Annotated in this window: 22 protein-coding genes; 12 read left to right on the forward strand and 10 right to left on the reverse strand. The window is 72.5% G+C overall.

Annotated features, from left to right (window positions below; genetic code table 11):
* Positions 1-212 precede the first annotated feature (212 nt).
* Both GCG21_RS14895 and GCG21_RS14900 read left to right on the forward strand, forming a co-directional pair.
* Positions 213-3,584 (forward strand): GH92 family glycosyl hydrolase, encoded by a 3,372-nt coding sequence (locus tag GCG21_RS14895; RefSeq protein ID WP_194165127.1) that lies wholly within the window; start codon positions 213-215, stop codon positions 3,582-3,584.
* A gap of 117 nt (positions 3,585-3,701) precedes the next feature.
* Positions 3,702-4,988 (forward strand): adenylosuccinate synthase, encoded by a 1,287-nt coding sequence (locus GCG21_RS14900; protein ID WP_152910469.1) that lies wholly within the window; start codon positions 3,702-3,704, stop codon positions 4,986-4,988.
* A gap of 78 nt (positions 4,989-5,066) precedes the next feature.
* Here GCG21_RS14900 and GCG21_RS14905 read toward each other — a convergent pair whose 3' ends face one another.
* Positions 5,067-5,591: an OsmC family protein gene (locus GCG21_RS14905; protein WP_152910470.1), complete on the reverse strand. Its 525-nt coding sequence runs from the start codon at positions 5,589-5,591 to the stop codon at positions 5,067-5,069.
* 110 nt (positions 5,592-5,701) lie between these two features.
* Between GCG21_RS14905 and purD the strand changes: the two genes are divergently transcribed.
* Positions 5,702-6,994, forward strand: a complete 1,293-nt coding sequence (gene purD / locus GCG21_RS14910; protein WP_370517549.1) for a phosphoribosylamine--glycine ligase — start codon at positions 5,702-5,704, stop codon at positions 6,992-6,994.
* 226 nt (positions 6,995-7,220) lie between these two features.
* Here purD and GCG21_RS14915 read toward each other — a convergent pair whose 3' ends face one another.
* Positions 7,221-8,153, reverse strand: a complete 933-nt coding sequence (locus tag GCG21_RS14915; RefSeq protein WP_152910472.1) for a GNAT family N-acetyltransferase — start codon at positions 8,151-8,153, stop codon at positions 7,221-7,223.
* Positions 8,154-8,345: 192 nt separating this feature from the next.
* Entirely contained in the window at positions 8,346-9,437 is a 1,092-nt protein-coding gene (locus GCG21_RS14920; RefSeq protein WP_152910473.1) for a glycohydrolase toxin TNT-related protein, read from the reverse strand.
* A gap of 41 nt (positions 9,438-9,478) precedes the next feature.
* Between GCG21_RS14920 and GCG21_RS14925 the strand changes: the two genes are divergently transcribed.
* Both GCG21_RS14925 and GCG21_RS14930 read left to right on the forward strand, forming a co-directional pair.
* Entirely contained in the window at positions 9,479-10,357 is an 879-nt protein-coding gene (locus GCG21_RS14925; RefSeq protein WP_228759994.1) for a phosphoribosylaminoimidazolesuccinocarboxamide synthase, read from the forward strand.
* Between the two features lie 108 nt (positions 10,358-10,465).
* The gene (locus tag GCG21_RS14930) at positions 10,466-10,783 is read left to right on the forward strand and encodes a hypothetical protein (RefSeq protein WP_227993927.1); all 318 of its coding nucleotides are present in this window, start codon (positions 10,466-10,468) and stop codon (positions 10,781-10,783) included.
* Between the two features lie 23 nt (positions 10,784-10,806).
* Here the strand turns inward: GCG21_RS14930 and GCG21_RS14935 are convergent, their stop codons facing one another.
* Positions 10,807-11,472, reverse strand: coding sequence for an MBL fold metallo-hydrolase (locus tag GCG21_RS14935; RefSeq protein ID WP_152910476.1), 666 nt, complete (start codon positions 11,470-11,472; stop codon positions 10,807-10,809).
* Between the two features lie 119 nt (positions 11,473-11,591).
* On the opposite strand from GCG21_RS14935, the gene purS reads away from it, so the two are divergent.
* The 5 genes from purS to GCG21_RS14960 all read left to right on the forward strand — a co-directional run bounded on the left by purS (position 11,592) and on the right by GCG21_RS14960 (position 14,107).
* Positions 11,592-11,846: a phosphoribosylformylglycinamidine synthase subunit PurS gene (gene purS / locus GCG21_RS14940; RefSeq protein ID WP_152910477.1), complete on the forward strand. Its 255-nt coding sequence runs from the start codon at positions 11,592-11,594 to the stop codon at positions 11,844-11,846.
* Complete coding sequence (purQ, locus tag GCG21_RS14945) at positions 11,843-12,520, forward strand: phosphoribosylformylglycinamidine synthase subunit PurQ (RefSeq protein WP_153878915.1); 678 nt, start codon at positions 11,843-11,845, stop codon at positions 12,518-12,520. The genes purS and purQ overlap by 4 nt, the downstream gene beginning before the upstream one ends.
* A 74-nt stretch (positions 12,521-12,594) precedes the next feature.
* Complete coding sequence (rnhA, locus tag GCG21_RS14950; RefSeq protein ID WP_152910496.1) at positions 12,595-13,020, forward strand: ribonuclease HI; 426 nt, start codon at positions 12,595-12,597, stop codon at positions 13,018-13,020.
* 116 nt (positions 13,021-13,136) lie between these two features.
* Entirely contained in the window at positions 13,137-13,535 is a 399-nt protein-coding gene (locus GCG21_RS14955) for a hypothetical protein (RefSeq protein WP_152910478.1), read from the forward strand.
* Positions 13,536-13,795: 260 nt separating this feature from the next.
* A complete protein-coding gene (locus GCG21_RS14960) occupies positions 13,796-14,107 on the forward strand; it encodes a hypothetical protein (RefSeq protein ID WP_152910479.1) in 312 nt (103 codons plus the stop codon).
* 76 nt (positions 14,108-14,183) lie between these two features.
* Here GCG21_RS14960 and GCG21_RS14965 read toward each other — a convergent pair whose 3' ends face one another.
* The 4 genes from GCG21_RS14965 to GCG21_RS16410 form a co-directional block, all read right to left on the reverse strand.
* Positions 14,184-15,113, reverse strand: coding sequence for a MaoC family dehydratase (locus GCG21_RS14965; RefSeq protein ID WP_370517550.1), 930 nt, complete (start codon positions 15,111-15,113; stop codon positions 14,184-14,186).
* Between the two features lie 6 nt (positions 15,114-15,119).
* On the reverse strand, positions 15,120-16,490 hold the full coding sequence (locus GCG21_RS14970; protein WP_152910480.1) for a 3-oxoacyl-ACP reductase: 1,371 nt from the start codon (positions 16,488-16,490) through the stop codon (positions 15,120-15,122).
* Positions 16,487-17,803 carry an acetyl-CoA C-acetyltransferase gene (locus GCG21_RS14975; protein ID WP_152910481.1) on the reverse strand — a complete coding sequence of 439 codons (1,317 nt, stop codon included), beginning with the start codon at positions 17,801-17,803 and terminating at the stop codon, positions 16,487-16,489. Before GCG21_RS14975 ends, GCG21_RS14970 begins: the two co-directional genes overlap by 4 nt.
* A 78-nt stretch (positions 17,804-17,881) precedes the next feature.
* Positions 17,882-19,888, reverse strand: coding sequence for a hypothetical protein (locus GCG21_RS16410; RefSeq protein WP_194165128.1), 2,007 nt, complete (start codon positions 19,886-19,888; stop codon positions 17,882-17,884).
* 261 nt (positions 19,889-20,149) lie between these two features.
* Here GCG21_RS16410 and GCG21_RS14985 point away from each other — a divergent pair, with 261 nt between their 5' ends.
* The gene (locus GCG21_RS14985; RefSeq protein ID WP_153878908.1) at positions 20,150-20,851 is read left to right on the forward strand and encodes a TetR/AcrR family transcriptional regulator; all 702 of its coding nucleotides are present in this window, start codon (positions 20,150-20,152) and stop codon (positions 20,849-20,851) included.
* Complete coding sequence (locus GCG21_RS14990) at positions 20,832-22,895, forward strand: acyl-CoA dehydrogenase (RefSeq protein WP_152910482.1); 2,064 nt, start codon at positions 20,832-20,834, stop codon at positions 22,893-22,895. Before GCG21_RS14985 ends, GCG21_RS14990 begins: the two co-directional genes overlap by 20 nt.
* A gap of 97 nt (positions 22,896-22,992) precedes the next feature.
* On the opposite strand, the gene GCG21_RS14995 is transcribed toward GCG21_RS14990, so the two are convergent.
* Both GCG21_RS14995 and GCG21_RS15000 read right to left on the reverse strand, forming a co-directional pair.
* Positions 22,993-23,742: an SDR family oxidoreductase gene (locus tag GCG21_RS14995; protein ID WP_152910483.1), complete on the reverse strand. Its 750-nt coding sequence runs from the start codon at positions 23,740-23,742 to the stop codon at positions 22,993-22,995.
* A 125-nt stretch (positions 23,743-23,867) separates the two neighbouring features.
* Complete coding sequence (locus tag GCG21_RS15000; RefSeq protein WP_227993932.1) at positions 23,868-24,584, reverse strand: MBL fold metallo-hydrolase; 717 nt, start codon at positions 24,582-24,584, stop codon at positions 23,868-23,870.
* Between the last annotated feature and the right edge of the window lie 54 nt (positions 24,585-24,638).

The raw sequence follows: 24,638 nt of genomic DNA on the forward strand, positions 1-24,638 counted from the left end.
GACAAGACCCGCCACGCCGACCAGATTCGGATCGTCGAACCGTACCGAGGAGACATGAGATAGTTGCATCTACGAGATGCCCTTCTTTTTTGGGACTGCGTGCGTTGACAACACGCATTATCCCAGGTCAGAAGGGCATTCTCATGCGCCCACGCCACCCAGACTCAAACCAGCACGGTGGATCCAGGCTCAGTGTTGAGGAGAGATCAGTAGTGGGTTATTCATATTCCGAATCGAGCCCGCCGGGCGCCGGTATCCGGCGGCGCGGACTCGCAGTGATCGCGGCCCTCGGCCTGGCCGCCACCGGCGTCGCGGGCGTGGTGCTTGCGCCGGCGACGAGCGCGGCCACGGTCGGCGACGGGGACTACGCGGGCCTCGTCAACCCGTTCGTGGGCACGGAGGACGAGGGCAACGCCTACCCGGGCGCCGTCGTCCCGTTCGGGATGGTGCAGCTGAGCCCGGACAACACGAGCACGTACGGATCGACCTCCTACAGCAACCGCGCCGGCCGGGTGTGGGGCTTCAGCCACCGCCACGTCAACAGCGCGGGCTGCCCGGCCGCCGGGGAGGTGCTCGTCACCCCGAGCACGACCGAGGTGCCGATCACCACCAAGCGCTTCCTCGGCCTGAAGAACCAGGCGGAGACCGAGCGGGCGAGCGCCGGCTACTACACGGCCCTCCTCGAGAACGACGTGACCGCCGAACTCACCGCCACCGAGCGCACGGGCGTGCACCGTTACACGTTCGGCGAGGGGGACAGCGGTCACGTCTCGATCAACGTGGGCCAGACCCTCAACTCGACCCACGAGAGCAGCATCACCTGGGTCGACGACCGCACCGTCGAGGGGCAGCTCACCACGAGCGGCTTCTGCTGGGGCACCCCGAAGACCACCTACTACTTCAGCGCCACCTTCGACCGTGACGCCGAGAGCGTCGGAACATGGGGCAACGACGGCGGCTACAACGCCGGCAGTGAGTCGAGTGAGGTCGCCGGCGGGAACAACGGCGCAGTGGCGACGTTCGACACGAGCACCGACGACACGGTGGAGCTGACGGTCGGGGTCTCCTTCGTCGACCTCGACGGGGCCCGCGCCAACCGCGAGGCCGAGGGCGTCTCCGGCGGCGAGCGCGTCACCTTCGACGAGGCCCACGCGCAGGCCGTCGGCGCGTGGAACGAGGCGCTCGGCCGCTTCGACGTCACGATGCCCGACGAGGACCAGCTGCCGATCTTCTACACCCAGGCGTACAAGAGCCTCCTGTCGCCGATCATCGGCAGCGACGTCGACGGGCGCTACCGCGGCCTCGACGCCGAGGTGCACCAGGCCGACGGCTGGACCTACTACCAGCGCTTCTCCCTGTGGGACACCTACCGGACCCAGGCCACGGTGCACGGGCTGTTCGAGCACGACCGCGCCACCGACATCGCCCGGTCGATGTACCGGGCCCGCGTCGAGGGCGGCTGGCTTCCCCGCTGGTCGCTCGACATGGTCGAGACCACGGTGATGGCCGGCGACCCGGCCAGCCCCTGGGTCGCGGAGAACTTCGCGCTCGGGACCGTGCCGGACGACATCGCCGAGGAGTTCTGGGACTACCTGGTCGAGAACGCCACGACCGCGCCGCCCGCCGACGTCGACTCCCCCGGGCGTCAGAGCGCCGAGTTCTACCTCGAGAACGGCCACATCCCGTTCTACTTCGAGAACGAGCCGGGCCTCGGCCAGGAGTACGAGGAGTACCGCCACGGCGGCTCGGCGACCATGGAGTTCGCCCACTCGGACGCCGCGATCGGCGCGGCCGCCTACCGCACCGGGCACGATGCCGACGCGGACGCGTTCCTCGAGCGCGGCACGAACTGGGCGAGGCTGTGGAACCCCGAGGTCTCCCTCACCGGCGGATTCACCGGTGTCGTCAACGCCGTGACCCCCGCGGGTGAGTTCGTCTCCGCCCCCGAGAAGTCGAGCGTGCAGCAGAGCGGCTTCCACGAGGGCACGCCCTGGCACTACCAGTGGATGGTTCCCCAGGACGTGACCGGCCTCATCGAGGCCATGGGCGGTGAGGAGTCGTTCGTCGAGCGGCTCGACTACTACGTGAACATCCCCGCCCTGCGGGAGAACCCGGGCGCCTCGCCGTCGACGTGGGCCCGCGGCGGCAGCGACTACTACTCGAGCATCGGCTACAACCCCGGCAACGAGCCCATGCTCGGAACGCCGTGGCTGTACAACTACGTCGGCCAGCCCGCCAAGGCGGGCGACGTGCTCGCCTCCCAGCTCAACCGGTTCCCGAACACCCCGGGCGGCGGAGTCGGCAACGGCGACCTCGGCACCATGTCCTCCTGGTACGTGCTCGCCTCCCTCGGCATCTACCCGGTGCAGCCCGGCTCGGGGATCATGGCGCTCAACGCGCCGCGGGTCGAGGCGGCGACCGTGACGCTCGACAACGGTGCGACGATCGAGATCGCCGCTCCCGGGGCGAGCTCGAGCGAGCCGCGCTACATCTCCTCCCTCACCGTCGACGGCGTGGATCACTCCGCGACGTGGGTGGATGTGAGCGAGCTTCAGGACGGCGCCCGGCTCGAGTTCACGCTGAGCGAGAGCCCCGAGGGGCTCACCTGGGGAACGGCCCCCGCAGACCGGATCCCGTCGGTCTCCGATCCGCTCCGAGCCGAACTCGAGCTGACCGGGCTGGTCGACGGGGACCTGGCCGCCACGCCGGGGGAGGACCTGACCGCGGACCTCGCCCGCGCGGGCGTGTCGGTGATCTCCGGCCCGGCGCCGGCGGACGGCGCGGTGCCCGTCGAGGGCACGATCGAGTGGAGCACCGGGGACACGTCCCCAGTCACGGTCGCAGGCCAGGACGGGGCGTGGGTCCTGTCCACCTCGGCCCGCTTCGAGGAGGCCGGAACCCATGAGGGCGTGCTCACCGTGAGCAGCGGCCTCGACACCCCCGCGTTCGCGCCGGCGGCGTTCGAGCCGGAGACCCTCCGGGTCTCGGTCGTGGTCGAACCGGCCGACGGCGGTTCCGACGGCTCTGACAGCTCGGACGGCTCGGACGGCTCGGACGGCACCGATGGTTCCGATGGCAGCGATGGTTCGGACGGTTCCGACGGCAGCGATGGTTCTGACGGCACCGACGGCACCGATGGTTCCGATGGTTCGGACGGCGCTGACGGCTCGGACGACAGCGCCGGTTCTGACGGCAGCGATGGTTCCGATGGTTCTGACGGCGCTGACGGCTCGGACGACAGCGCCGGTTCTGACGGCAGCGACGGTTCCGACGGCTCTGACGGCAGCGACGGTTCCGACGGCAGCGATGGTTCCGATGGTTCGGACGGCTCTGACGGCTCTGACGGCACCGATGGCACTGATGGCACTGACAGCGCTGCTGGCGCTGATGGTTCCGACGGCACTAACGGTGGCGACGGCACCGATGGCTCCGACGGCGCCGACGCGCCCGACCCCGGCGCCGATCCGCTGCCCGACACCGGTGCGCCGGTGGGGGCGACGCTCCTCGCGGTGCTCGCCCTCATCGGTGCGGGCGTGCTGGCGCGCGCCTGGACGCTGAGGCGAGCGGGCGTCGTCCATAAGTAGGACGAACCCGACGCTCGAGGCCGGCGGGGCCGATATCCCAACAGGGGTGTCGGCCCCGTCGGCTACGCTGTCCCAGGCGGGAGCCACCTCCATCTTCCCGCCCGGAAGGGAAGATCAATGCCGGCAGTAGTGGTGCTCGGGGCACAGTGGGGCGACGAGGGCAAGGGGAAGGCCACCGATCAGCTCGGCTCGCGCGTCGACTACGTGGTCAAGTTCAACGGCGGGAACAACGCCGGCCACACCGTGGTGGTGGGCGACCAGAAGTACGCGCTCCACCTGCTCCCCTCGGGGATCCTCTCGCCCGGCTGCACGCCGGTCATCGGGAACGGAGTGGTGGTCGATCTCGAGGTGCTCTTCTCCGAGCTCGAGGGCCTCAACTCCCGGGGCGTCGACACCTCCCGGCTGCTCGTCTCCTCGTCGGCGCACGTGATCCCCTCATACAATCGCACGCTCGACAAGGTGACCGAACGGTTCCTCGGCAAGCGGCAGATCGGCACGACGGGGCGCGGCATCGGGCCCACGTACGCCGACAAGATGAACCGGGTCGGCATCCGCATCTCCGACATCTTCGACGAGGGCATCCTGCGCGAGAAGGTCGAGGGCGCCCTCGACCAGAAGAACCAGATCCTGGTCAAGATCTACAACCGGCGCGCCTCCGTCGTCGACGAGGTCGTCGACGAACTGCTCGCCTTCGCCGACCGGGTGCGGCCGATGGTCGCCGACACCTCGCTCGTGCTGAACGAGGCCCTCGACGCCGGCAAGAACGTGGTGTTCGAGGCCGGACAGGCCACGATGCTCGACGTCGACCACGGCACGTACCCGTTCGTCACGTCCTCCTCGGCCACCGCCGCCGGGGCGTGCACCGGGTCGGGCATCGGGCCCACGCGCATCGACCGAGTGGTCGGCGTGATCAAGGCCTACACCACGCGGGTGGGCGAGGGGCCCTTCCCCACCGAACTCCACGACGAGATGGGCGACCTCCTGCGCAACAGCGGGGGCGAGTTCGGCGTGACCACGGGGCGCCCGCGCCGCACCGGCTGGTACGACGCCGTGATCGCCCGGTATGCGAGCCGCGTCAACGGGCTGACCGACTTCGTGCTCACCAAGCTCGACGTGCTCACCGGGCACCAGACGATCCCGGTGTGCGTGGCCTATGACGTCGACGGCGTGCGCCACGACGAGATGCCGGTCGACCAGACCGCCTTCCACCACGCGAAGCCGATCTACGAGGAGCTCCCGGGCTGGTCCGAGGACATCTCCGGGGTGCGCTCCTTCGACGACCTGCCCGCCGCGGCCCGCGACTACGTGCTCGCGCTCGAGGAGATGAGCGGCTGCCGGATGTCCTCGATCGGGGTCGGTCCGGACCGCGAGGCCACGATCGTGCGGCACGACCTGCTCGGCTGACCTGCTCGGCCGGCCTGCTCGGCCGGCCTGCTCGGCCCACCTGCCTGGCCGGCCCGCCCGGCTGACCTGCCCGGTGGGTCAGGCCGCCGCGGCGACGTGCGCGCGGGTGGTCACGGGTACGCCGGCCGTGAGATTGTCGAGCACGGGGCACTGGGCCTCGACCACCCGGATGAGCTCCGCGTAGGCCTCCTCGGTCTCCGGACCGGTGAGGGTCAGGTCGAGCTCGATGTCCTGGAAGCCGGCGCGGACGGCGGGGTCGACCCCGAAGAAGCCGCGCAGGTCGAGGGTGCCGTGGGCGTCCACCGCGACCGTGTCGACCGTGAGGCCGAGCTTGGCCGCCCAGACCCGCACGGTGATCACCTGGCAGGCCGAGAGTGCGGCGAGCAGGTGCTCGACCGGGTTGGCGCCGGTGTCCTCGCCCCCGAGGGCCGGCGGCTCGTCGATGGTGAACTCGTGCCGGCCGGCGGTGATGTCCACCGCCGTGTTCGTGCCGGGGGTGAGGCGGGATTCCGTGCGGAAGCCGACCCGGGCCGGTGCCCCCGCAGCGAGCTGCTCAGTGGTCTGCTTGGCGAGGTCGGGAAGGTCGATCGTCGTGGTTGTCATGGCGAGCAGCGTGGCCGACGAGCGGGGGCGGGTGCGAGCGGGCGTCGGGAGGTCTCAGAGCCTGACACGTAGTCCAGGAAATGAGACACCAGCGACTACCCTTGGTGCTCGTGAGAATCCTGGTCATCGGTTCCGGCGCCCGTGAGCACGCCCTCGTCCACGCCCTGACGCGAGACCCCTCGGTCACCGAGATCGTCGCGGCCCCGGGGAACCCGGGCATCGCCGCGCAGGCCCGTGCGGTGCCCGTGGACGCGAACTCGCCCGACGACGTCGCCGCGCTCGCCGAGCAGGTGCGCCCCGACCTCGTGATCATCGGCCCGGAGGCCCCGCTCGTGGCAGGCGTCGCCGACGCCGTCCGCGCCGCGGGCTTTCCCGTGTTCGGCCCGGATGGGGCAGCCGCGCGGCTCGAGGGGTCGAAGGCCTTCGCCAAGGACGTGATGGCCGCGGCCGGGGTGCCCACCGCCATGGCGCGGGTGTGCACGAGCGAGGAGGAGGCCCGCGATGCCCTCGATGCCTTCGGCGCCCCGCACGTGGTCAAGGACGACGGGCTCGCGGCCGGCAAGGGGGTCGTGGTGACCTCCGACCACGACGCGGCACTCGAGCATGCGCGCGGCTGCCTCGAGGGCGGGGTCGTGATCGAGGAGTTCCTCGACGGGCCCGAGATCTCGCTGTTCTGCCTCTCCGACGGTGTGACGGTCGTCCCGCTCGCGCCGGCGCAGGACTTCAAGCGGCTGCTGGACGGCGACGCCGGGCCCAACACCGGCGGCATGGGCGCCTACTCGCCGCTGCCGTGGGCCCCGGACGACCTGACCGAGCAGGTGGTGGAGCGGGTCGCCCTGCCCACGGTGCAGGAGTTGGCGCGCCGCGGCACCCCGTTCGTGGGACTGCTCTACTGCGGGCTGGCGCTCACCTCGCGGGGCCTGCGGGTGATCGAGTTCAACGCCCGGTTCGGGGATCCGGAGACCCAGGTCGTGCTCGCCCGGCTGCTCACCCCGCTCGCGGGCCCACTGCTCGCCGCCGCCACCGGCACGCTCGGCGATATCGAACCGCTGCGGTGGGCGGACGGGGCCGCCGTCACCGTCGTGCTCGCCAGTCCCGGCTATCCCGATGCGCCCCGCACGGGCGACGTGATCAGCGGGATCGAGCGCGCCGAGTCGCTGCCGGGCGTGCACGTGCTGCACGCCGGAACGGCGTCTGACGGCGCTGATGGTGCTGATGGTGCCGACGCAGGTACCGCGGGCGGCGAGGCCGACAGCGTGCGCTCGGCGGGCGGGCGCGTGCTCTCGGTCGTCGGTACCGGTGCGGACCTGGCCGCGGCCCGTGCCGCCGCCTATGCGGGCGTGGCCGAGATCGACTGGCCGGGGATGCAGTACCGCACCGACATCGCCGCCCAGGTCGTCTGACGGGGAGCCGCCCGACCTGGGTCCTTTGGACCTTGTGGGGTCGCGCTGCGGGTACCCAGCTCCAGGGGGTGGCGGACCTGGGTCCCTTCGCCCCTGCAGGAGGGGGCTGAACGTACCCAGCTCCAGGGCCCGCCCGATCTGGGTCCTTTCGACCAGGTGGGGTCGCGCTGCGGGTACCCAGCCGCAGCAGCCGGCCGAGCACGGAGGCCGATCCCGAGGGGCCGGCCTACCGCGCCGGCTTCTCGTAGGTGATCGTGCGGGCCGCATTCACGAATCCGGCCGAGCCGTAGAACTTGCCGGCACCCGAGGGGTTGTCGGCGTCGACGTCGAGACCGAGGGTGGTGAAGCCGCCGGCCGAGCGCACGGCCGCCACCACGGAGTTGAGCACCGCGCGGCCGAGCCCGTTGCCCTGCGCCGCGGCGCGGGTGCCCACGAGCTCCAGGTAGGCCTCCCCGGGCACGGTGCTCGAGACCATGCCGTAGGCGAGCACCTCGCCGTCGCGTTCCACGATCCGTGACAGGTCCGGGCGGAAGCCGGCCGAGGTCATGAACTGGTTCCACTTCTCCGCGGACGCGGGCCCGGATCCCCAGTGCGTGCGGAAGGCGTCGTTGTGCGCGAGCCGGGTCGCCTCCGAGTCGGCCGGCGTGAACTCCCGGGTGCGGGAGTCCTCGTTCGCCTCACCGCTCAGGTCGTGCGACATCTCGAAGAAGTAGCGGACGGCCGAATAGTCGTGATCGACCAGGAGGTCGATGCTCGGCTGATCGGTCGAGCTCGCGACCGCGGTGAGCACCAGTGGCACGGCCGGAAGTCGGGCCGTCGCGAGCTCGATGGCGACCGGCTCGGCGAGTTCGAGCAGCGCACTGGAGATCCCTCGGCCGCGCAGATCCGGGTGCACCCCCGAATCGATGTAGGCCGCGTTGATACCGTCGTGGCGCGGGTGATCACGCACCGCGACCGTGGCGAACGCGACGAGTGCGCCCCCGGACCACATCCCCCATGTCTGGCGGGCCGGGTCGAACGTGGAGCTCGGGGCGAGGGCCTCGACCATCTCCTGCTCCGTCGGCTTCCACAGCAGGCCGCTCACCTCATTGATCCGGCGGCGCAGGCTCGCCCATTCGCCGGCGTGATCGATGGTGAGCGGGCTGGTGGTCAGTGACACGATCGGTCCTCGAGGGCGGGGAGGTGGGAGCCTCAAGAATGTCACGCCCGGGGGATCGCGATCAATGAGAATCCAACGCGCTGCAGCCGCTCCCCGGGCTCGCGGTGACCTCCTCGCGGGGGAGGTCACGCTCCCGCGAGGAGGTGGTCGATCTCCCGCGGAGGTGGCCGATCCTTCCCGCCGCCCCTCACCTCACGCGAGTCGCACCGGAACGAGCGCCCCGCCGCGCACGAGGCCGCGCACCGTCGTCCGCTCGTCCAGGGCCCGCAGTCGCAGCGCCCCGCCGGGCCGGCCGAACCACGGCGGCACGAGTTCGGCCTGCACCGGAACCGCGAGCCGGGAGATGAACACGACGCGGGCGGCCCCCACGCCCGTCGCCGTCGAGGGCAGCGACCGGGACTCGACCGGAGCCTGCCAACCGTAGAAGTAGAGCCCGTCGAGCGTGCCGATCCGGTCGAAGAGGAGTCCGGGGGCCAGATCGGTCGCGATGCCGCCGGGCCCGGCCGCCCGGATGCGGGCCGCCAGCGCGGAGAGCGCGGGGGCCGCCGCCTGCATCCGGGCGGCCGCATCGGGGGCGGGCAGCGGCAGCGGAGGCGGGAGGGGAGACATCACGTACTCCCACACCAGACGGCACATCTGCGCCGGGGTGCCGTCGCCCAGCCGCACGGACTGGCCGTAGTCCGTCAACTCCGCCGTGGCCACGGCATGCCCGATCGGCCGGACCACCACGGCGCCCTCGAAGTACGGGTGGACCTCGCCCGGCAGGCGCACCGCGCCGCGCGGCACCCCCGCCCGGTCGAGTGCCTCGCGCAGCCGCGCGTATTCGGCCAGCGGATCCTGCCACGGCAGCCAGGTGGGCCAGTGTTCCCGCGAGCGCGGGTGCCGCATCAGCTCGGCGAGCCAGTGCTCCGCCGGCGGGTGGGGCGCGAGCCCGGGATCTTCGGGCACGAGCATCGAGGGGCCCGCCGCGTTCCACCAGGGGCGCTGCCCGAAGTTCGCCGTGAATTCGGCGGGGCCGTCGGCGGGCACGTCGATCCGGGCGCTGAGCCAGGCGCCCCGCGCGGGGGAGGTCATCGCCTCGCGGAGCCGGCCGAACGCCTCGACCGCGTCGTCACCGAGGGGGTGCCTCCCCGCGGGGGTGTACAACCGTCCGGCGTGGTCGGAGCCCGCCTGCGACCACTCCGCCGAGACCGCCTCGCCCGCTCCACCGGCGGGCTGCGCGTCCGCCTGGGACCGGACGGCCGCGGCGAGGGCGCCGATGAGGGCGGGGTCGGCTGCGGGCATGCGGTCGATCGTACTGGCTCACCGGTGGCAGAATCCTGTACGTGACAGCTCCTCAACTGCCCGGCTGGCGGCACGTGTACTCCGGCAAGGTCCGCGATCTGTACGAGCCGACCGACGGTCCCGCGGACGTCGTGCTCGTCGTCGCCTCCGACCGCATCAGCGCCTATGACGTCATCCTTCCGACCGAGATCCCGGGCAAGGGCGTCGTGCTCACGGCGTTGAGCACGTGGTGGTTCGAGCGGATGGAGCCGATCATCGGCAACCACCTCCTCAGCCTCGACGTGCCGGCCGCCGTGGCCGGGCGCGCGATGATCTGCCGCCGCCTCGACATGGTGCCGATCGAATGCGTCGCCCGCGGCTACCTCACCGGCTCCGGCCTGGTCGAGTACCGCGCCACGTCGAGCGTGTGCGGGGTCGCTTTGCCGGAGGGTCTGGACGACGGCGCTCGCCTTCCCGAGCCGATCTTCACCCCCGCGTCGAAGGCCGCCGTGGGGGACCACGACGAGAACGTGTCCTTCGAGGTCGTCTCCGCCCGGGTGGGCGAGGAGCTGGCGAGCCGGCTGCGGGAGGTGACGCTCGCCGTCTATACGCGTGCGGCCGAGATCTCGGCCGAGCGGGGCATCCTCCTGGCGGACACCAAGTTCGAGTTCGGGATGGACGCCACCGGTTCCCTGCTCCTCGGCGACGAGGTGCTCACGCCAGACTCGTCCCGCTACTGGCCCGCGGATCAGTGGCAGGTGGGCCGTGCTCAGCCCTCCTTCGACAAGCAGTACGTGCGCGACTGGCTCACCCGCGACTCGGGCTGGGACCGCGCGAGCGAGACCCCGCCGCCGGAGCTTCCCGCCGGCGTGGTCGAGGCGACCCGCGCCCGCTACCTCGAGGCGTACGAGCGCATCACGGGCTCACCCCTTCCCCTCTAAGGCTTCCCGGGCCGGCGAACGGTGGATTCGGCCCCTCGGCGACCGGATCGGGGTGCCGAATCCACCGTTCGGCTTCTCAGCGCGACGAGCATGGCGCATCCTGGAGGCATGTCACGTTGGTCACTGTGGTCGGAGGATTCGTTCCTGAGCATCGGGAGCCGGGGGTCGGTGCTCTCGATCGGGTCGGTCGGATCGGCCGGTTCGGTGTGCTCGATCGGGTCCTCGCTCTCGCTGCTGAGCATCGCGAGCAACCTGAGCGTCGCCTCCCTCATGTCGAACCTCGGCGTCGGTGCCGTCATGGCCGGCCGCGGCGTCGGCGGCGTGCTCGGCGAGGCGAGGCCCGGGCCGCACGCCCGGCGGACGGCGTGCCTGGCCGCGCTCGCCGGTGCGACCGTCGTCCTCACGCTCGCGCGCCGAGGTCGCTAGCAGCCCGCGACCGGCGCACAGCCCTACCAGCCGCGTCGCTCCCACTCGTCCAGGGATCCGCGCTCGGCCCCGAGGGTCGTGTCGTCGCCGTGCCCGGGATGGACCACGGTCTCGTCGGGCAGCGCATCGAACAGCGTGGCGCGCACGCCCGCGAGCAGCGAGGCGAACGCCGCCGGGTCCCCATGGGTGTTGCCGACCCCGCCCGGGAAGAGCGAGTCGCCGGTGAACGCGTGGGGCGCGGCGCCGCGTGGCCGGTGCACGAGCGCGATCGACCCGGGCGTGTGGCCCACGAGACTCACGACCGCCAGCGGCACCTCGCCGACCATGACCACGTCACCGCCGGTGACCGCCCGATCCACGATGACCGAGGTCTGGGCCGTGATCTCCGCCGCATCCGCCGCGCCCGCGACGACCGCGGCGTCCGTCGCCCGCACGACCGCCGCGAGCGCGCGGTGGTGATCCCAGTGCGCATGCGTCGTGACCACGGTCGCGAGCGCGCCGAGCCCGATCAGCTCGAGCAGGACGTCGGGTTCGGCCGCGGCGTCGATGAGCGCCCGCTCGCCACTGCGCACGCATTCGAGCAGGTAGGCGTTGTTGTTCATGGCGTAGTCCACGGCGATCTTCGTGATCCGAAGCCCGCCGGACGTCGTCGTCACCGGGGCGTCGCCCGGCCGCAGCGAAGGGAACATGCGCCCAGCGTAGGCGGTTCGGCTCCAACGGCTCGGAGCATGGACGACGAGCCCGCCCCCGTAGCCCGCGGCGGTAGGCTGGGCGCGCCCACCGAAAACGCATAACGCAGGAGCCCTCAATGCCCCGTCTGATCGTCGAGGTCATGCCGAAGCCGGAGATTCTGGACCCGCAGGGGAAGGCGGTCGCCGGGTCGCTGCCCCGCCTCGGCTTCGCCGATTTCGCCTCGGTTCGCCAGGGGAAGCGGTTCGAGCTCGAGGTCGCCGGCGAGGTGACCGAGGAACTGCTCGCCACCGCCCGTCGCGCCGCGGAAGAGGTGCTCTCCAACCCCGTGATCGAGGACGTGGTCGCGGTGTACGAGCAGGTCGAGCAGTGACGGCCCGCATCGGGGTCATCACCTTCCCCGGCACGCTGGACGATCGCGACGCCGCCCGCGCCGCGCGCTTCGCCGGCGCCGAGGCCGTGAACCTGTGGCACGCCGACTCCGGCCTCGCCGGGGTCGACGCCGTGGTGCTGCCCGGCGGCTTCTCCTACGGCGACTACCTCCGGGCCGGCGCGCTCAGCAGCCTCACCCCGATCATGGGCTCGGTGATCGATGCGGCCCGCGGCGGCCTGCCCGTGCTCGGCATCTGCAACGGCTTCCAGATCCTGTGCGAGGCCGGGCTGCTCGCCGGGGCCATGGTCAACAACGAGAAGCTCTCCTTCCTGTGCCGCGACCAGCGCCTGCGCATCGACAACGCGGACACCCCGTGGACCCGCGACTTCACGCTCGGCGACGAATTCGTGGTGCCGCTGAAGAACCAGGAGGGCCAGTTCATCGCGGACGAGGCGACCCTCGCCGAGCTCGAGGGCGAGGGCCGCGTGGTCTTCCGCTACGTCGACAACCCGAACGGCTCCCGGAACGACATTGCGGGCATCACGAACGCCGCCGGGAACGTCGTGGGCCTCATGCCCCACCCCGAGCACGCGATCGAGCCCGGCTTCGGCCCGGGCACCGACGGGCTGCGGGTGTTCACCTCGGTCCTCGACTCCCTCCTCGCCCACGCGTGAGCGAACCGGCCCCCTCGGCGCTCGATCCGGACGGTCCCGCCCCGTCCGGATCCGAGGCCACGCCCTCGGTTCGGATGTGGACCGACGGCGCCTGCAAGGGCAACCCCGGCCCCGGCGGCTGGGGGGTGCTCATGCGCTACGGCGGGCACACGAAGGAACTCTTCGGCGGCGAGGCCGTGACCACGAACAACCGGATGGAGCTGAGCGCCGTCATCCGCGGCCTCGAGTCCCTCACGAGGCCGAGCCGGGTCGAGCTGCACATCGACTCCTCCTACGTCATGAACGGCATGACGAAGTGGATCCACGGCTGGAAGCGGAACGGCTGGCGCACCGCCTCGAAGCAGCCGGTCAAGAACGCCGAGCTGTGGCGCGAGCTCGAGAAGCTCGTCGAGCTCCACGACGTGCACTGGACCTGGGTCAAGGGCCACGCCGGCGACCCCGGCAACGAGCGGGCCGACCAACTCGCCAACCTCGGCGTCGACGAGATCCGCCGCTCCTAGGTGCCGCGGTCCGTTCGTCCGCGTCGTCGTGTCCGGATCGTTAGGTGGGCTCGGCCCGCGGCCGACCACGCCTCGCGTAGCCTGACCGGACCGAGCACTACGGCGAAGGAGTCGCCATGGTCGTCAGCGTCATTCCGATCGGGTGGGCGCGCCGGCTCCTCACGGCGGCCGCACTCGTCCTCGTCGCGGCCGGTTGCCAGGCGTCCTCGGCGGGCGGCACCGAGTTGCCGAACGGGCTGCAGGTTCCCCGTTCGGGCGGAGGCACGCCGGGTGTCGGCGACGGCGCGCTGCTCGAGGGGCGGATCGTCGATCGCGACGGCTGCCTGGCGGTCGAGAGCGAACTCGACGGATCCGTGGCCATTCCCGTCTTCGACGTCGAGGATCCCCGCCCGGGCCGTCTCGCCCCGGGGGACGGGGTCGCGTTCGGCGGCGGTTTCCAGCCGCCACACGACTCCTTCGACGTTCCGTCCGCCTGTGCGGGCGAGGACGAGTACTTCCTCGTCGTCATGGAGTGAGCACGCGCCAGGAGGTCCCGGTGTCACGGGCAGGGGTCACGGAGAACGTCTCGCGGCCGGTGGTGACAGCGGTGGCCCGATCTCTTGGGGCAATACTGCCTATGGTCTGCACTCGCGCGCGCCGACCGGATCGACAACGCCCTCGGGATCTACATCGCGACGAACTGATGTCTCCTCCATCTCGAACGGGCGACACCGGCCCACGGCGGCGACGTAGACGGCTGTGGTGGGGCTCGGCCGGCCTGCTAGTCATCGGCCTCGTGGTTGCAGGCACGTACGTGTTGACCGTTGGCGTCGCCTGGCGTGCCCGGGTGCCTGTGGTTCAAGCGAGCCTCCTCGAACCAGAGGTCCTCGGTCTCGTGGTCGACACCTGCAACGAGGGCCCTGAGGTCGACCTCCTGGAGGAGGATGATGAGGCGGTCCGTGTGGCCGTCGTCTCGACACGGACCTTCGGTGGCTCGGGCAGCGGCGACTGCCAGGATCTGCTCGAGGTCCACCTGAATGCGTCTCTGGATGAGCGGCTTGTGGTCGATGCGATCTCCGGTGATCTGCTCACCGTCGAATCCAGGTGACCTGCCGACCTGAACCGGGCGCGTTCGGGCCTGAGGTCGAGTGCCGACGCCCGCCGGGTCGTCGGCGCCGGCACCCTCAGTGCGGTCGAAGCCTATGGACGGCGCCCGTGAAGTTCGGTTTCCGGCCCCACCCCGCGTAGGTGAACCCGTCCGGGGTCTCGGTCACGTTCACCTCGACCCGGCCGGGCAGGAGCACGGGAGCGGCGAACTCGGTCGTCCACGCGAACGACTCGCCCCGGCGCGGACCCACGAGCGCGAGCGCCCGGGAGGCGGTGTACATGCCGTGCGCGATCGCCCGCGGGAACCCGAACGCCTTGGCCGACAGCGACGAGAGGTGGATCGGGTTGACGTCGCCGGAGACCCTGGCGTATTCGCGGCCGACCCCCGCCCCGAGCTCCCAACGGGCCGTCACCGGGAGCTCGCCCGGCGCCTGACGCACGGGCTCCGGCGCCGCCTCGAGACCCTCGAGCCGCACGCCCTTGGCCAGGTAGGTCGAGACGCCGCGCCACGCGGGCTGGGGATCGGTGTCGCCCGTCTCGGTCACCTCGACCACGAGATCGACCTGCGTGCCCCGGTGATGCGGCCGCCGGTTCCGCGACCACGCCCGCACCGTGAGCGCGTCGGTCAGGTCGAGCGGTCGGGCGACCTCCACGCGGTTGGCGATGTGGACCATCCCCAGCAGCGGCAGCGGGAAGTCGTGCCGGGCCATCACCTGCACCGCGAGCGGGAAGCCGAGCACGTGCACGAACCCGGCCGGCAGCACGTCCCGGCCCGACTCGCCCACCAGGTGCTGGTAGCGGGTGAGTCGCGCGGGATCCACGCCGACGTCGTCCACGCGGTAGACCACGTTCGGCAGCAGCTGCGGCCGGTCGGTGCGCAGCATCGCCGCGCGCGCCGAGCGCCCGAGCGCCCCGCCGTAGAGGGAGGCGAGGCTCGGCAGCGCCGGGAGCACGGTGTCACTCGCGCCGCCCGTCCCGGGTGTGCCGGTCCGGCCGTTCGTGTCCACCGGCCGTCACCGCCCCACGAGGTTCTGCCCGCACACCCGCAGCGTCTGCCCCGTGATGCCGCCCGCGCCCGGCGAGACGAGGAACGCGACCGCCTCGGCCACGTCGATCGGCCGGCCGCCCTGCTGGAGGGAGTTGACGCGCCGGGCGATCTGCCGCGGGATCGGCGGGATCTTCGCGGTCATGTCGGTCTCGATGAACCCCGGGGCCACGGCGTTCGCGGTGCCGCCGGTGCCCGCCAGCCGCGGCGCGAGCGCCTCGGTCATCGCGATGACGGCCGCCTTCGAATAGCCGTAGTTCGTCTGGCCGCGGTTGCCGGCGATCCCCGAGGTCGAGGCGAGCGCGGCGAGCCGCAGCCCGTCCGGGGCGAGGTCGGTGCGCGTGAGCAGGTGCTCGTTCATCGCGAGCTGTGCGGCGATGTTCACGCCGATGACGGCATCCCATTGCTCGGCGCTCATGTTCGCGAGCAGCTTGTCGCGTAGCACCCCGGCATTGTGGACGACGATGTCGAGCCTCCCGTAGCGAGCGCTCGCCAGGTCCGCGATCCGCCGACCCGCCTCGGGGGAGGTGATGTCGAGCTGGAGCGCGGTGCCCCCGATCCGGTTCATCACGGCGGCGAGCGACTCCCCGGCGGCCGTCACGTCGACGCCGATGACGTGGGCCCCATCGCGGGCGAGCACGCGCGCGATCGCCTCGCCGATGCCCCGGGCCGCGCCCGTGACCACGGCGACGCGCCCGGCGAGGGGGAGGGCGTCGTCCGCAGGCTCGTGCCCCCGGCCGGTGGACACCTCGAGCAGCTGGCCGTCGACGAACGCCGAGCGGGTGGACAGGAGGAAGGCGAGCGTGGCGGACACCGAGGGGGAGTCGGTGTAGGCGCCGGCGGCGAGCACGATCCCGTTCGCGGTCGCGCCGGCGCGCAGCTCCTTCGCCAGCGAGCGGAGCATGCCGGCCACCCCGCCCTGGGCGGCGGCCCACGTGGGAGCCGCGTCGCCCTGGGCGTCGGCGGGATCGCGGGAGATCGAGACGATCCGGCCGTGCGGAGCGAGCGAGCGGAGCATCCCGCCGATCGCGAGGGTGGTCTCCCCGGCCTCCTGCGGGGCGGACAACGCGGTGAACACCGGCACGATCGCGGCCACGCGGGGCGAGCCGTCCTGCGGGGCCGTGCGGCGCACGTCGAGGCCCCGGTCGAGCAGCATGGTCGCGACCGAGTCCGCGTCGTCGCCGGAGCCGAGCACGACGACCGGGCCGTCGGCCGCGGGCCGCGCGGGGCCGGCGTCGAATCCCTGCCGGCGCAGCGGCACGGGGCGGGGGAGGCCGAGGGCCTTGGCGAGCTTCGCGGCCGGACCGGAGTTGACGAGGTCGAGGTACGTGTCGCTCATGCCGCCTCGACGATCATCGCAGTGGCCTGACCGCCCGCCGCGCAGACGGAGATGAGCCCGCGCACGGGCCGATCGGGCGCGCCTGGGCCCGTGGCCTTGCGTTCGGCGAGTAGGGTCGCGAGCGTGGCGAGGATGCGGGCGCCGGTGGCCGCGAACGGGTGGCCGGCGGCGAGGGAGGAGCCGGCGACGTTGAGCCGGCTGCGGTCCAGCTCACCGAGCGCCGGGGCATCGAAGGCGCGCCGGTTGAAGTCCTCGTCGGCCCAGGCCCCGATCGTGGCGAGCACGGTCGAGGCGAAGGCCTCGTGGATCTCGACGAAGTCGAAGTCGGCGAGGGTGAGCCCGGCGCGGTGCAGCAGCCGCGGCACGGCGTAGGCCCCGCCCATGAGCAGACCCTCGGACCCGTGCACGAAGTCGACCGCGGCCGCCTCGGCGTCGACGACGTAGGCGAGGGCGGGCAGGCCCCGCGCCTGCGCCCAGGCCTCGCTCGCGAGCAGAACGGTCGCCGCGCCGTCCGAGAGCGGGGTCGAGTTCCCGGCGGTCATCGACGGGTCCTCGCCCGACGTGCCGAAGACGGGGGAGAGCGTCGCGAGCTTCTCCATCGACGTGTCCACCCGGAGCGATTCGTCGCGGGTGAGGCCGCGGTAGGGGGTGAGTAGGGAGTCGAAGAGGCCGCGCTCGTAGGCGGCGGCGAGGTGGCGGTGGGAGTCGAGGGCGAGCTGGTCCTGGTCCGCGCGGGTGATGGCCTTGGCTGCGGTGGTGAGCGCCTGGTGCTCGCCCATGCTCAGGTGGGTGCGCGGCTCGTTCACGCTCGGGGCCACGGGGGCGAGGTCCCGCGGGGAGATCGTGGCGAGGACCCGGGCGCGCCGGCCGAGGGTCGTCGCGCGGGAGAGCTTGAGCAGGGCGCGGCGGAGCCGGTCGCTCACGACGATCGGCGCATCCGAGGTGGAGTCGACGCCCCCGGCGATCCCGGATTCGATCTGGCCCAGGGCGATCTTGTTGGCGACCGACCAGGCCGCCTCCATGCTCGTGGCGCAGGCGCGTTGCACGTCGAAGGCCGAGGTGTGCGGGTCGAGGGTCGTGCCGAGCACCGCCTCACGGGTGAGGTTGAAGTCGCGGCTGTGCTTGAGCACCGCGCCCGCGCTCACGTCGCCGAGGCGCTCGCCCTGGAGGGAGAAGCGGGCGATGAGCCCGTCGAGCGCGGCGGTGAGCAGGTCGAGGTTCGAGGCGCCGGCGTAGGCGCCCCCGGCCTTGCCGAACGGGATCCGATTTCCGCCGAGGATCGCTGCGCGCCTCGGTGGGGTGACAACTGACATGGCGTTCCTCACTCGCTCGGGGCACTCCGGGTATTCCTGAGACCGATGGTACCCGGTACCGGCGGTCTGTGAACCGGGTCACTGGTAGCTGACGAAGTCCGGGGTCGGGTCGATCGCGTACGTCTGCGCGGGCGTGAGCATCGGGGTGTCCCGCTCGAGGAAGTTCTTCCAGCCCCAGTGCAGGCCGGGCTGGGCGCCGGACCGGATGTTCTCCCACGTGGCGAGCTTGGCCCCGGGCGTGCCATGGCCGTCGGCGTGGACGAGCACGGCCACCTCGGAGCGGCTCAGGTCGAGGTCGGCGCGGTCGGAGACCATCCGGCGCTGGAACTGGTGGAGCACGACCATCTTCTGGGGGAGGTCGCGCTCGCGCACGAAGTCGGCGACGTAGTCGATCACCGAGTTGACCTCGGCGGCGGTCACGGTCCCGATCTGGCGCAGGTGCACCTGGTCCTTCTTCAGGCGCCACTCCGGATCGAGCGCGATCCCGACGTTCGGGTGGGTGAGGAGTTCGGAGTAGTCGCGGACCTGGTCGAGGAAGTTCGTGCGGCCGGGCTGGAAGTCGAGCACGACGTACTGTCCGGCCTCCGCGGCCGCCTCGATCATCGGCAGGTAGTCCTCGGCGGGCCACTCGTTCGAGTAGTTGCCGTCGCCGCCCGCGGAACCCGAGGCCACGGTGACGATCACCTCGAGTGCGGGCACGATCGCCTCGTCGGTCAGGCCCTCGTACTTCGCGGCGTAGTCGGCCGCCAGGTCGATGGTGTGCGGCAGGTCCTGATGGCCGAGGATCCCGAGCTGGTCGGAATGAGGGCTGCCGTACAGGGCGACGTAGCGCTTGTGATCGAACACGAGCTGACCCCCGCCGGGCAGCTCGACTCCCGTGGCGGCGGTCGCGACCTGCCACGCGAACGTCTCGGTGTCGCCGTAGCCGTCGCCGAAGCCGACGACGGCGGCGGCCTCCCCCAGGGCGCTGATCCGTGCCGCCGATCCCCGGGGGTCGCCGGGCACGATCGCCACCGCGGCGCCCGCGGCCCGGGCGTTGGCGAGCGCGCCCACCTGGGCCGGATCGTCGTCGACAAGCACCTCGAGCCCGTCGACGCGCTCGCCGGGAAGGAGTGCGGGCAGGTCGGCCGGGCCGTTCAGGTCGGCCCGGCCGCTCGGATGGGTCTTGTCGTTCTGGCCGGCTGTGTTCGTCGGATCGGCGGCCTGGTTGCTCGCGCCCGGCCCGGCCGCCGGCACCTCGCCCTCCTCGAGGGAGGCGAGGGTCGTCAGGGCCGCCAGGCCATCGGCGGGGGCCGGGTCGGCGTCGCCCGGTGCCGGTTCGCTCAGGTCGAGGCCGAGCGTGGCGGCGAGCTCGCCGGTGTCGGTCGGCGCGGCCGCGATGCTCCGACCGTCTCCGAGGGCGGCGGTCGCCACACCGAAGGCCTGGCCGAACGTGAGGAGCGAACCGGCCCCGAGTCGATCGAGCTCCGCTGCGAGGTCAGCAAGCTCGGTGGATTCCGTGGACTCCGTGGACTCCGTGGACTCCGTGGCCTCCGTGGCCTCCGTGGCCTCCGTGGATTCCGTGGACCCGGTGGACCCGGTGGACCCGCTGGGCTCGGTGGACCCGCTGGGCCCGCTGGGCCCGCTGGGCTCGGTGGGCGAGGTGCCGCCGTCCTGCTCGGGGGCCGACGTGCCCGCCTGCGGGGTGAGGAGGAGCGGCGCCCCGAGCGCGGCGGCGGTCGCCCCGGCGCGCAGGGTCGCGACCGGATCGCCGGCCGGGGCGAGGAGCGCGACCTCGGCGGAGGCGAAGAGGAGCCGGCTCGAGGCGAGTGCCGCCTCGATCGCGGCGGCCTCGGCGGCTGCATCGGGCTGATCGGGCTCCTCGGGTTCCTCGGGGTCGTCGGAGTCTGATCCCGACGCGGCGACGACCGTGTACGGCTCGTCCGGCAACTGCGCGACGGCCGCGGGCACCGGTGCCTGCGCGGTCTCGGGCGTGCTCGGCCCGGGCTCGGGTCCACTGGTCTCGGTGCATGCGGCGAGCGTCAGGGTCGCCCCGAGGCTCAGGCTCGCCCCGAGGAGGCCGGCGGCGACTGATCGAATTCTCACGGACTACCCCCGCGGTTCGGTTCTCGGAACAGCCCACCCTACGCCGCGCCACCGGTTGCCGTCCGGCCTGACCTCTAGACGCCCGACCATCTGCGTGCACAAGTTGTCCACACGGTTATCCACAGGATGTGCATAGCGCGCGGGCCGGTCCGAGGTTCGGGACGGCGCGTCTCACGGGGCGCGTGTCCACAGGCCGTCGACGATGCGTCGGCGCCCGCCCGGCACCTTCATGGGACCGCTGGTACCTGATACTCTCGGTCTGTGAACCTCGTCACCGATGCCGACCGCGATGGCCGCTCCACCCGCTGGGCCACGCACCGCGCCGAGCGGCGCGCCGACCTCTGCCGCGCCGCCCGCCGGGCCGTGCACCACCGCGGGCCCGACCTGTCCATGGACGAGATGGCCGCGGCCATGGGCACCTCGAAATCGATCGTCTACCGCTACTTCACGGACAAGACGGGTCTGCGGGCGGCCGTCGGGATCGACGTGCTCGACGAGTTCGCCGACGCGCTCGCCAGCGCGGCGCAGGAGTCCCCGGCCCCGCGCGACCAGGTCGCCGCGATGGTGCGCGTCTACGTCGAGATGCTCACCCACTCCCCGAACGTGTACCGCTTCGTGACCCATCCGGACTCCCAGCCGTCGGCGATGCAGACCTTCCTGTCGCGGGTCACGGCGTTCGTGGCGGAGCCGCTCGCGACCCTCCTCGCGGGCGCCGGGCACGACGCGGGGCTGGCCGACATGTGGGCCGCCGGCATGGTCGGATTCGTGCGCGGAGCCGGGGAGGCCTGGCTCGCCGAGCCGACCCGCTACCGCAGCAGTCCCGAGCAGCTGACCGATCACATCACCGCGTGGCTGTGGTGGGGGACCGCCCAGCCGCCGGCACCCTCGGTCCCCTCGACCCCCTCGGTCCCCTCGTCCACCTCGACCCCCTCGAGCCTCTCGAATGGAGCCGACCATGCCTGAGCCGCGGACCGCCCGCCTCGACCACCTCGACCATCGGGAGCTGTCCGACCTGCTCGACGGGCGCTGGGCCGACCAGCGCCGCGAGATCCGCGACGTCTGCCTCGGGGAGTCCCTGCGCAAGATCGAGGGGCAGCCGCTCGACGACTACCGCGAACGCGTGCTCGACCAGCTGCACGAACTCGTGGACCGGGGGCTCGTGGCCCGGGCGTTCCCCACGCACCTCGGCGGCGAGGACAACCACGGCGGCAACATCGCCGGCTTCGAGGAATTCGCCGTCGCGGACCCGTCGATGCAGATCAAGGCGGGCGTGCAGTGGGGCCTGTTCGGCTCCGCGGTGCTCCATCTCGGCACGGCGGAGCACCACGACCGCCTGTTGCCGGACATCATGAGCCTGCGGGTGCCCGGGGCGTTCGCCATGACCGAGATCGGCCACGGATCCGACGTCGCCTCCCTCGGCACGACTGCCACCTACGACCCGGCCGCGCAGGAATTCGTGCTCCACACCCCGTTCCGGGCGGCGTGGAAGGAGTTCCTCGGCAACGCCGCGGTCCACGGGGCCGCCGCGGTCGTCTTCGCCCAGCTCGTCACCGCCGGAGTCAACCACGGGGTCCACGCGTTCTACGTCCCGATCCGGCAGCTCGCCGCCGACGGCACGGTCGGCGACCTGCTCCCCGGCGTCCAGGCGGAGGACGACGGGCTCAAGGGCGGGCTCAACGGCATCGACAACGGCCGGCTCGCATTCGATCACGTGCGCGTGCCCCGCCGGAACCTGCTCAACCGCTACGGGGACGTCGCCCCGGACGGCACCTACAGCTCGCCGATCGCCAGCCCGGGCCGCCGGTTCTTCACGATGCTCGGCACCCTCGTCCAGGGCCGCGTCTCACTCTCCGGGGCCGCGACGGTGGCCGCGAAGATGGCCCTGGCGACGGCCGTACGGTACGGCAGCGAGCGTCGTCAATTCGCCGGCGCCGACGACAACAGCGAGACCGTGCTGCTCGACTACCAGCGCCACCAGCGCCGGCTCCTGCCGCTCGTCGCGCGCACCTACGCGGCCCAGTTCATGCACAACCAGCTGCTCGAGCGGTTCCACGACGTGTTCGCCGGGATCCACGACACGGACGAGGACCGGCAGGACGTGGAGACCCTCGCGGCCGCCTCGAAGCCGCTGAGTACCTGGCTCGCGCTCGAGGTCACGCAGGAGTGCCGCGAGGCATGCGGCGGGGCGGGCTACATGACCGAGAACCGGCTCACGGGCCTGCGCGCCGACATGGACGTCTACGTCACGTTCGAGGGCGACAACAACGTGCTCCTCCAGCTCGTGGGCAAGCGCCTGCTCACCGACTACGGCCGGGCGATGGCGACGATGGACGTGGCGGGCGCCGTCCGGTATGTCGCGGACCGCGCCGCCGACATGACCCTGCACCGCACCCCGCTGCGGCGCGCGGCCCAGTCGATGCAGGACTGGGGCTCGGCGGCCCGGTCGGTCAACGAGGTGCGCGACGCGGGCGTGCAGCGCGAACTGCTCGAGGACCGGGTCGAGGCGATGATCGCCGAGATCGCGGGCGACCTGCGCACCGTCTCCGGCGCCCCCGCGGCGGAGGCGGCCGCGATGTTCAACTCCCACCAGGACGCGCTCATCGCGGCCGCGCGCGCACACGGGGAACTGCTCCAGTGGGAGGCGTTCACCGAGGCCCTCAACGGGATCGCCGACCCCGCGACCCGGAAGGTGATGACCTGGCTGCGCGACCTGTTCGGGCTCGGTCTCATCGAGGAGCACCTCGACTGGTACCTCATCCACGGGCGCCTCTCCGCCCAGCGGGCCGCCGCCGTGACCGCCTATATCAACCGGCTGCTGCCGCGCCTGCGCGACCACGCCCTCGACCTCGTCGACGCGTTCGGCTACAGCCCCGCCCACATCGGCGCCCCGATCGGGACCGGCGTCGAGGCGGAGCGCCAGTCCGAGGCGCGCCAGTACCAGCGGCGGCTGCGGGCCTCGGGCGGGGAGCCGATCCTCGAGAAGCACGTCCGGGCGCGCTCCGCCTGATCAAGGACGACGCCCGCTCGCCTCGCGCGGGCCGGCGTCGAGACCGGGTGAGACGGGTCGCCGGCGCGCACTGGTCTCCCGGCGGGAGCGGCGTCGCTCAATCGGCCTGCGTGGCCAGCCACTCCGCGAGCGTGGGACCGAGGATCTCGGTGTCGGCGGCCGCGATGAGCGCGCCGGTGCGGAACGCGCGGCCGAACCGGCCGGGCAGCGGAACCGGCACGCGCAGCAGATGCTCCCCGTCGACGGGCGCCGGCAACCGGCCGACGAGGGCGCGCAGGGTCATCACCTCGGGACCGGCGATCTCGTGCAGTGGGCCGGTGCGGGCGCCGGTCGCCACGTCGGCGATCACGCCGGCCACCGTGTCGACGGCGATCGGCTGGACGAGCATCGCGGGCACGAACGCCAGCGGCCCGATCCGGGACCGCGCGAGCGTCTGGCGCGCGAACTCGAACCACTGGGTGGTGCGCACGATCGTCAGGTTCTCGCTCTCCTGTCGCGCCACCCGCTCCTGGGCCGCCTTCGCCGCGTAGTAGCCGAAGCCGCGCACGGCCGGGGCGTCGCAGTGCAGGATCGAGAGCAGCACGTGCCGGGCCCCCGAGGCCCGCGCCACCGCCGCCGCGGTCCGGGTCGAGGCGGTGAAGAACTCCCCGGCGGCGCGACCGCCCATCGCGACCGTGCCGGTGGCCTCGACGACGGCGTCGACCGCGGGGATGCGAGCGGCGGTGCCGGCCTGCGTCACGTCGAATCCGCTGGAGCGGGAGTACGTCCGGGCGTCGACCCCGCGCCCGGTCAGCTCCCGCGCGATCGCCCTGCCCGAGACGCCGGCCCCGATGATCGCTACCTTCATCACTCCTCCAACCACTGTCGAGCGTAGACCCGCCGAGATCACCCGGGATAGAAGGGCAGAGGCCCGGTGGTGGGCACGACGGCGACGCGGGGCACCCCGCGGGAATCCGTGGCAGCCCGGAGGGGTCAGGGCCGCCGGCCGGCCGCGAGCAGGTTCTCCGTGTGGGCATCCCAGAGCCAGGCCGGACCGGCGCCGAGCCGTGGGTCGTCGTGACCCCGACCGGCCTCGACCGCGTCGAGGTAGGCCAGGTCCGCCTCCCACCGCGCGATCGGCGAGTCGGCCACCCCGCTCGTGCAGCGCCCGCCATGCCCGGGAACGACCTCGAGTGCCGCGCGCACGTACGGCTCGAGGCGGGCGAGGCCCTCGCGGTAGGCCGCCGGGCCGGTCTCGGCGAGCAGCGGGATCTCGACGTCGGAGAGCATGTCGCCCGCGACGAGCACGCGCTCGGCCGGCAGCCACAGCGCGCCGTGCCCGGGGGAGTGCCCGTCGTGGGTCACGATCTCCACGCGCGGCCCGTCCCAGTCGAGGGTCCGCCCCTCGTACACCTCGACCCGGCCGACAAGGGGCACGAGTTCCCAGGACACGTGCGCCGTGGCGGCCTGCTGCAGCTTCGGCTGGTGCTCGAGCGCGAGCCGGGCGGCCGCGGGCGTGGCGTACCGGGGGCCCGCGCCCAGGCCGGGGTGCCAGAGCATGTGGTCGTGGTGGGCGTGGGTCGACCAGCCGCATACGACCCTGCGGCCGCGCAGGTGCGCGGCCAGCCGGTCCAACTCGGCGGTCGTCCAGGCGGGGTCGACCACGATGACGTCGTCGCCGTGGGAGATCACCACGGAATTGGTCCTCATCACGGCGGACGTGACTACCTCGAGCATCGATGCTCCCGTCGGTCGGTGTGGCGG

It is taken from the genome of Pseudactinotalea sp. HY160, assembly GCF_009372055.1.
Classification (GTDB): Bacteria; Actinomycetota; Actinomycetes; order Actinomycetales; family Beutenbergiaceae; genus HY158.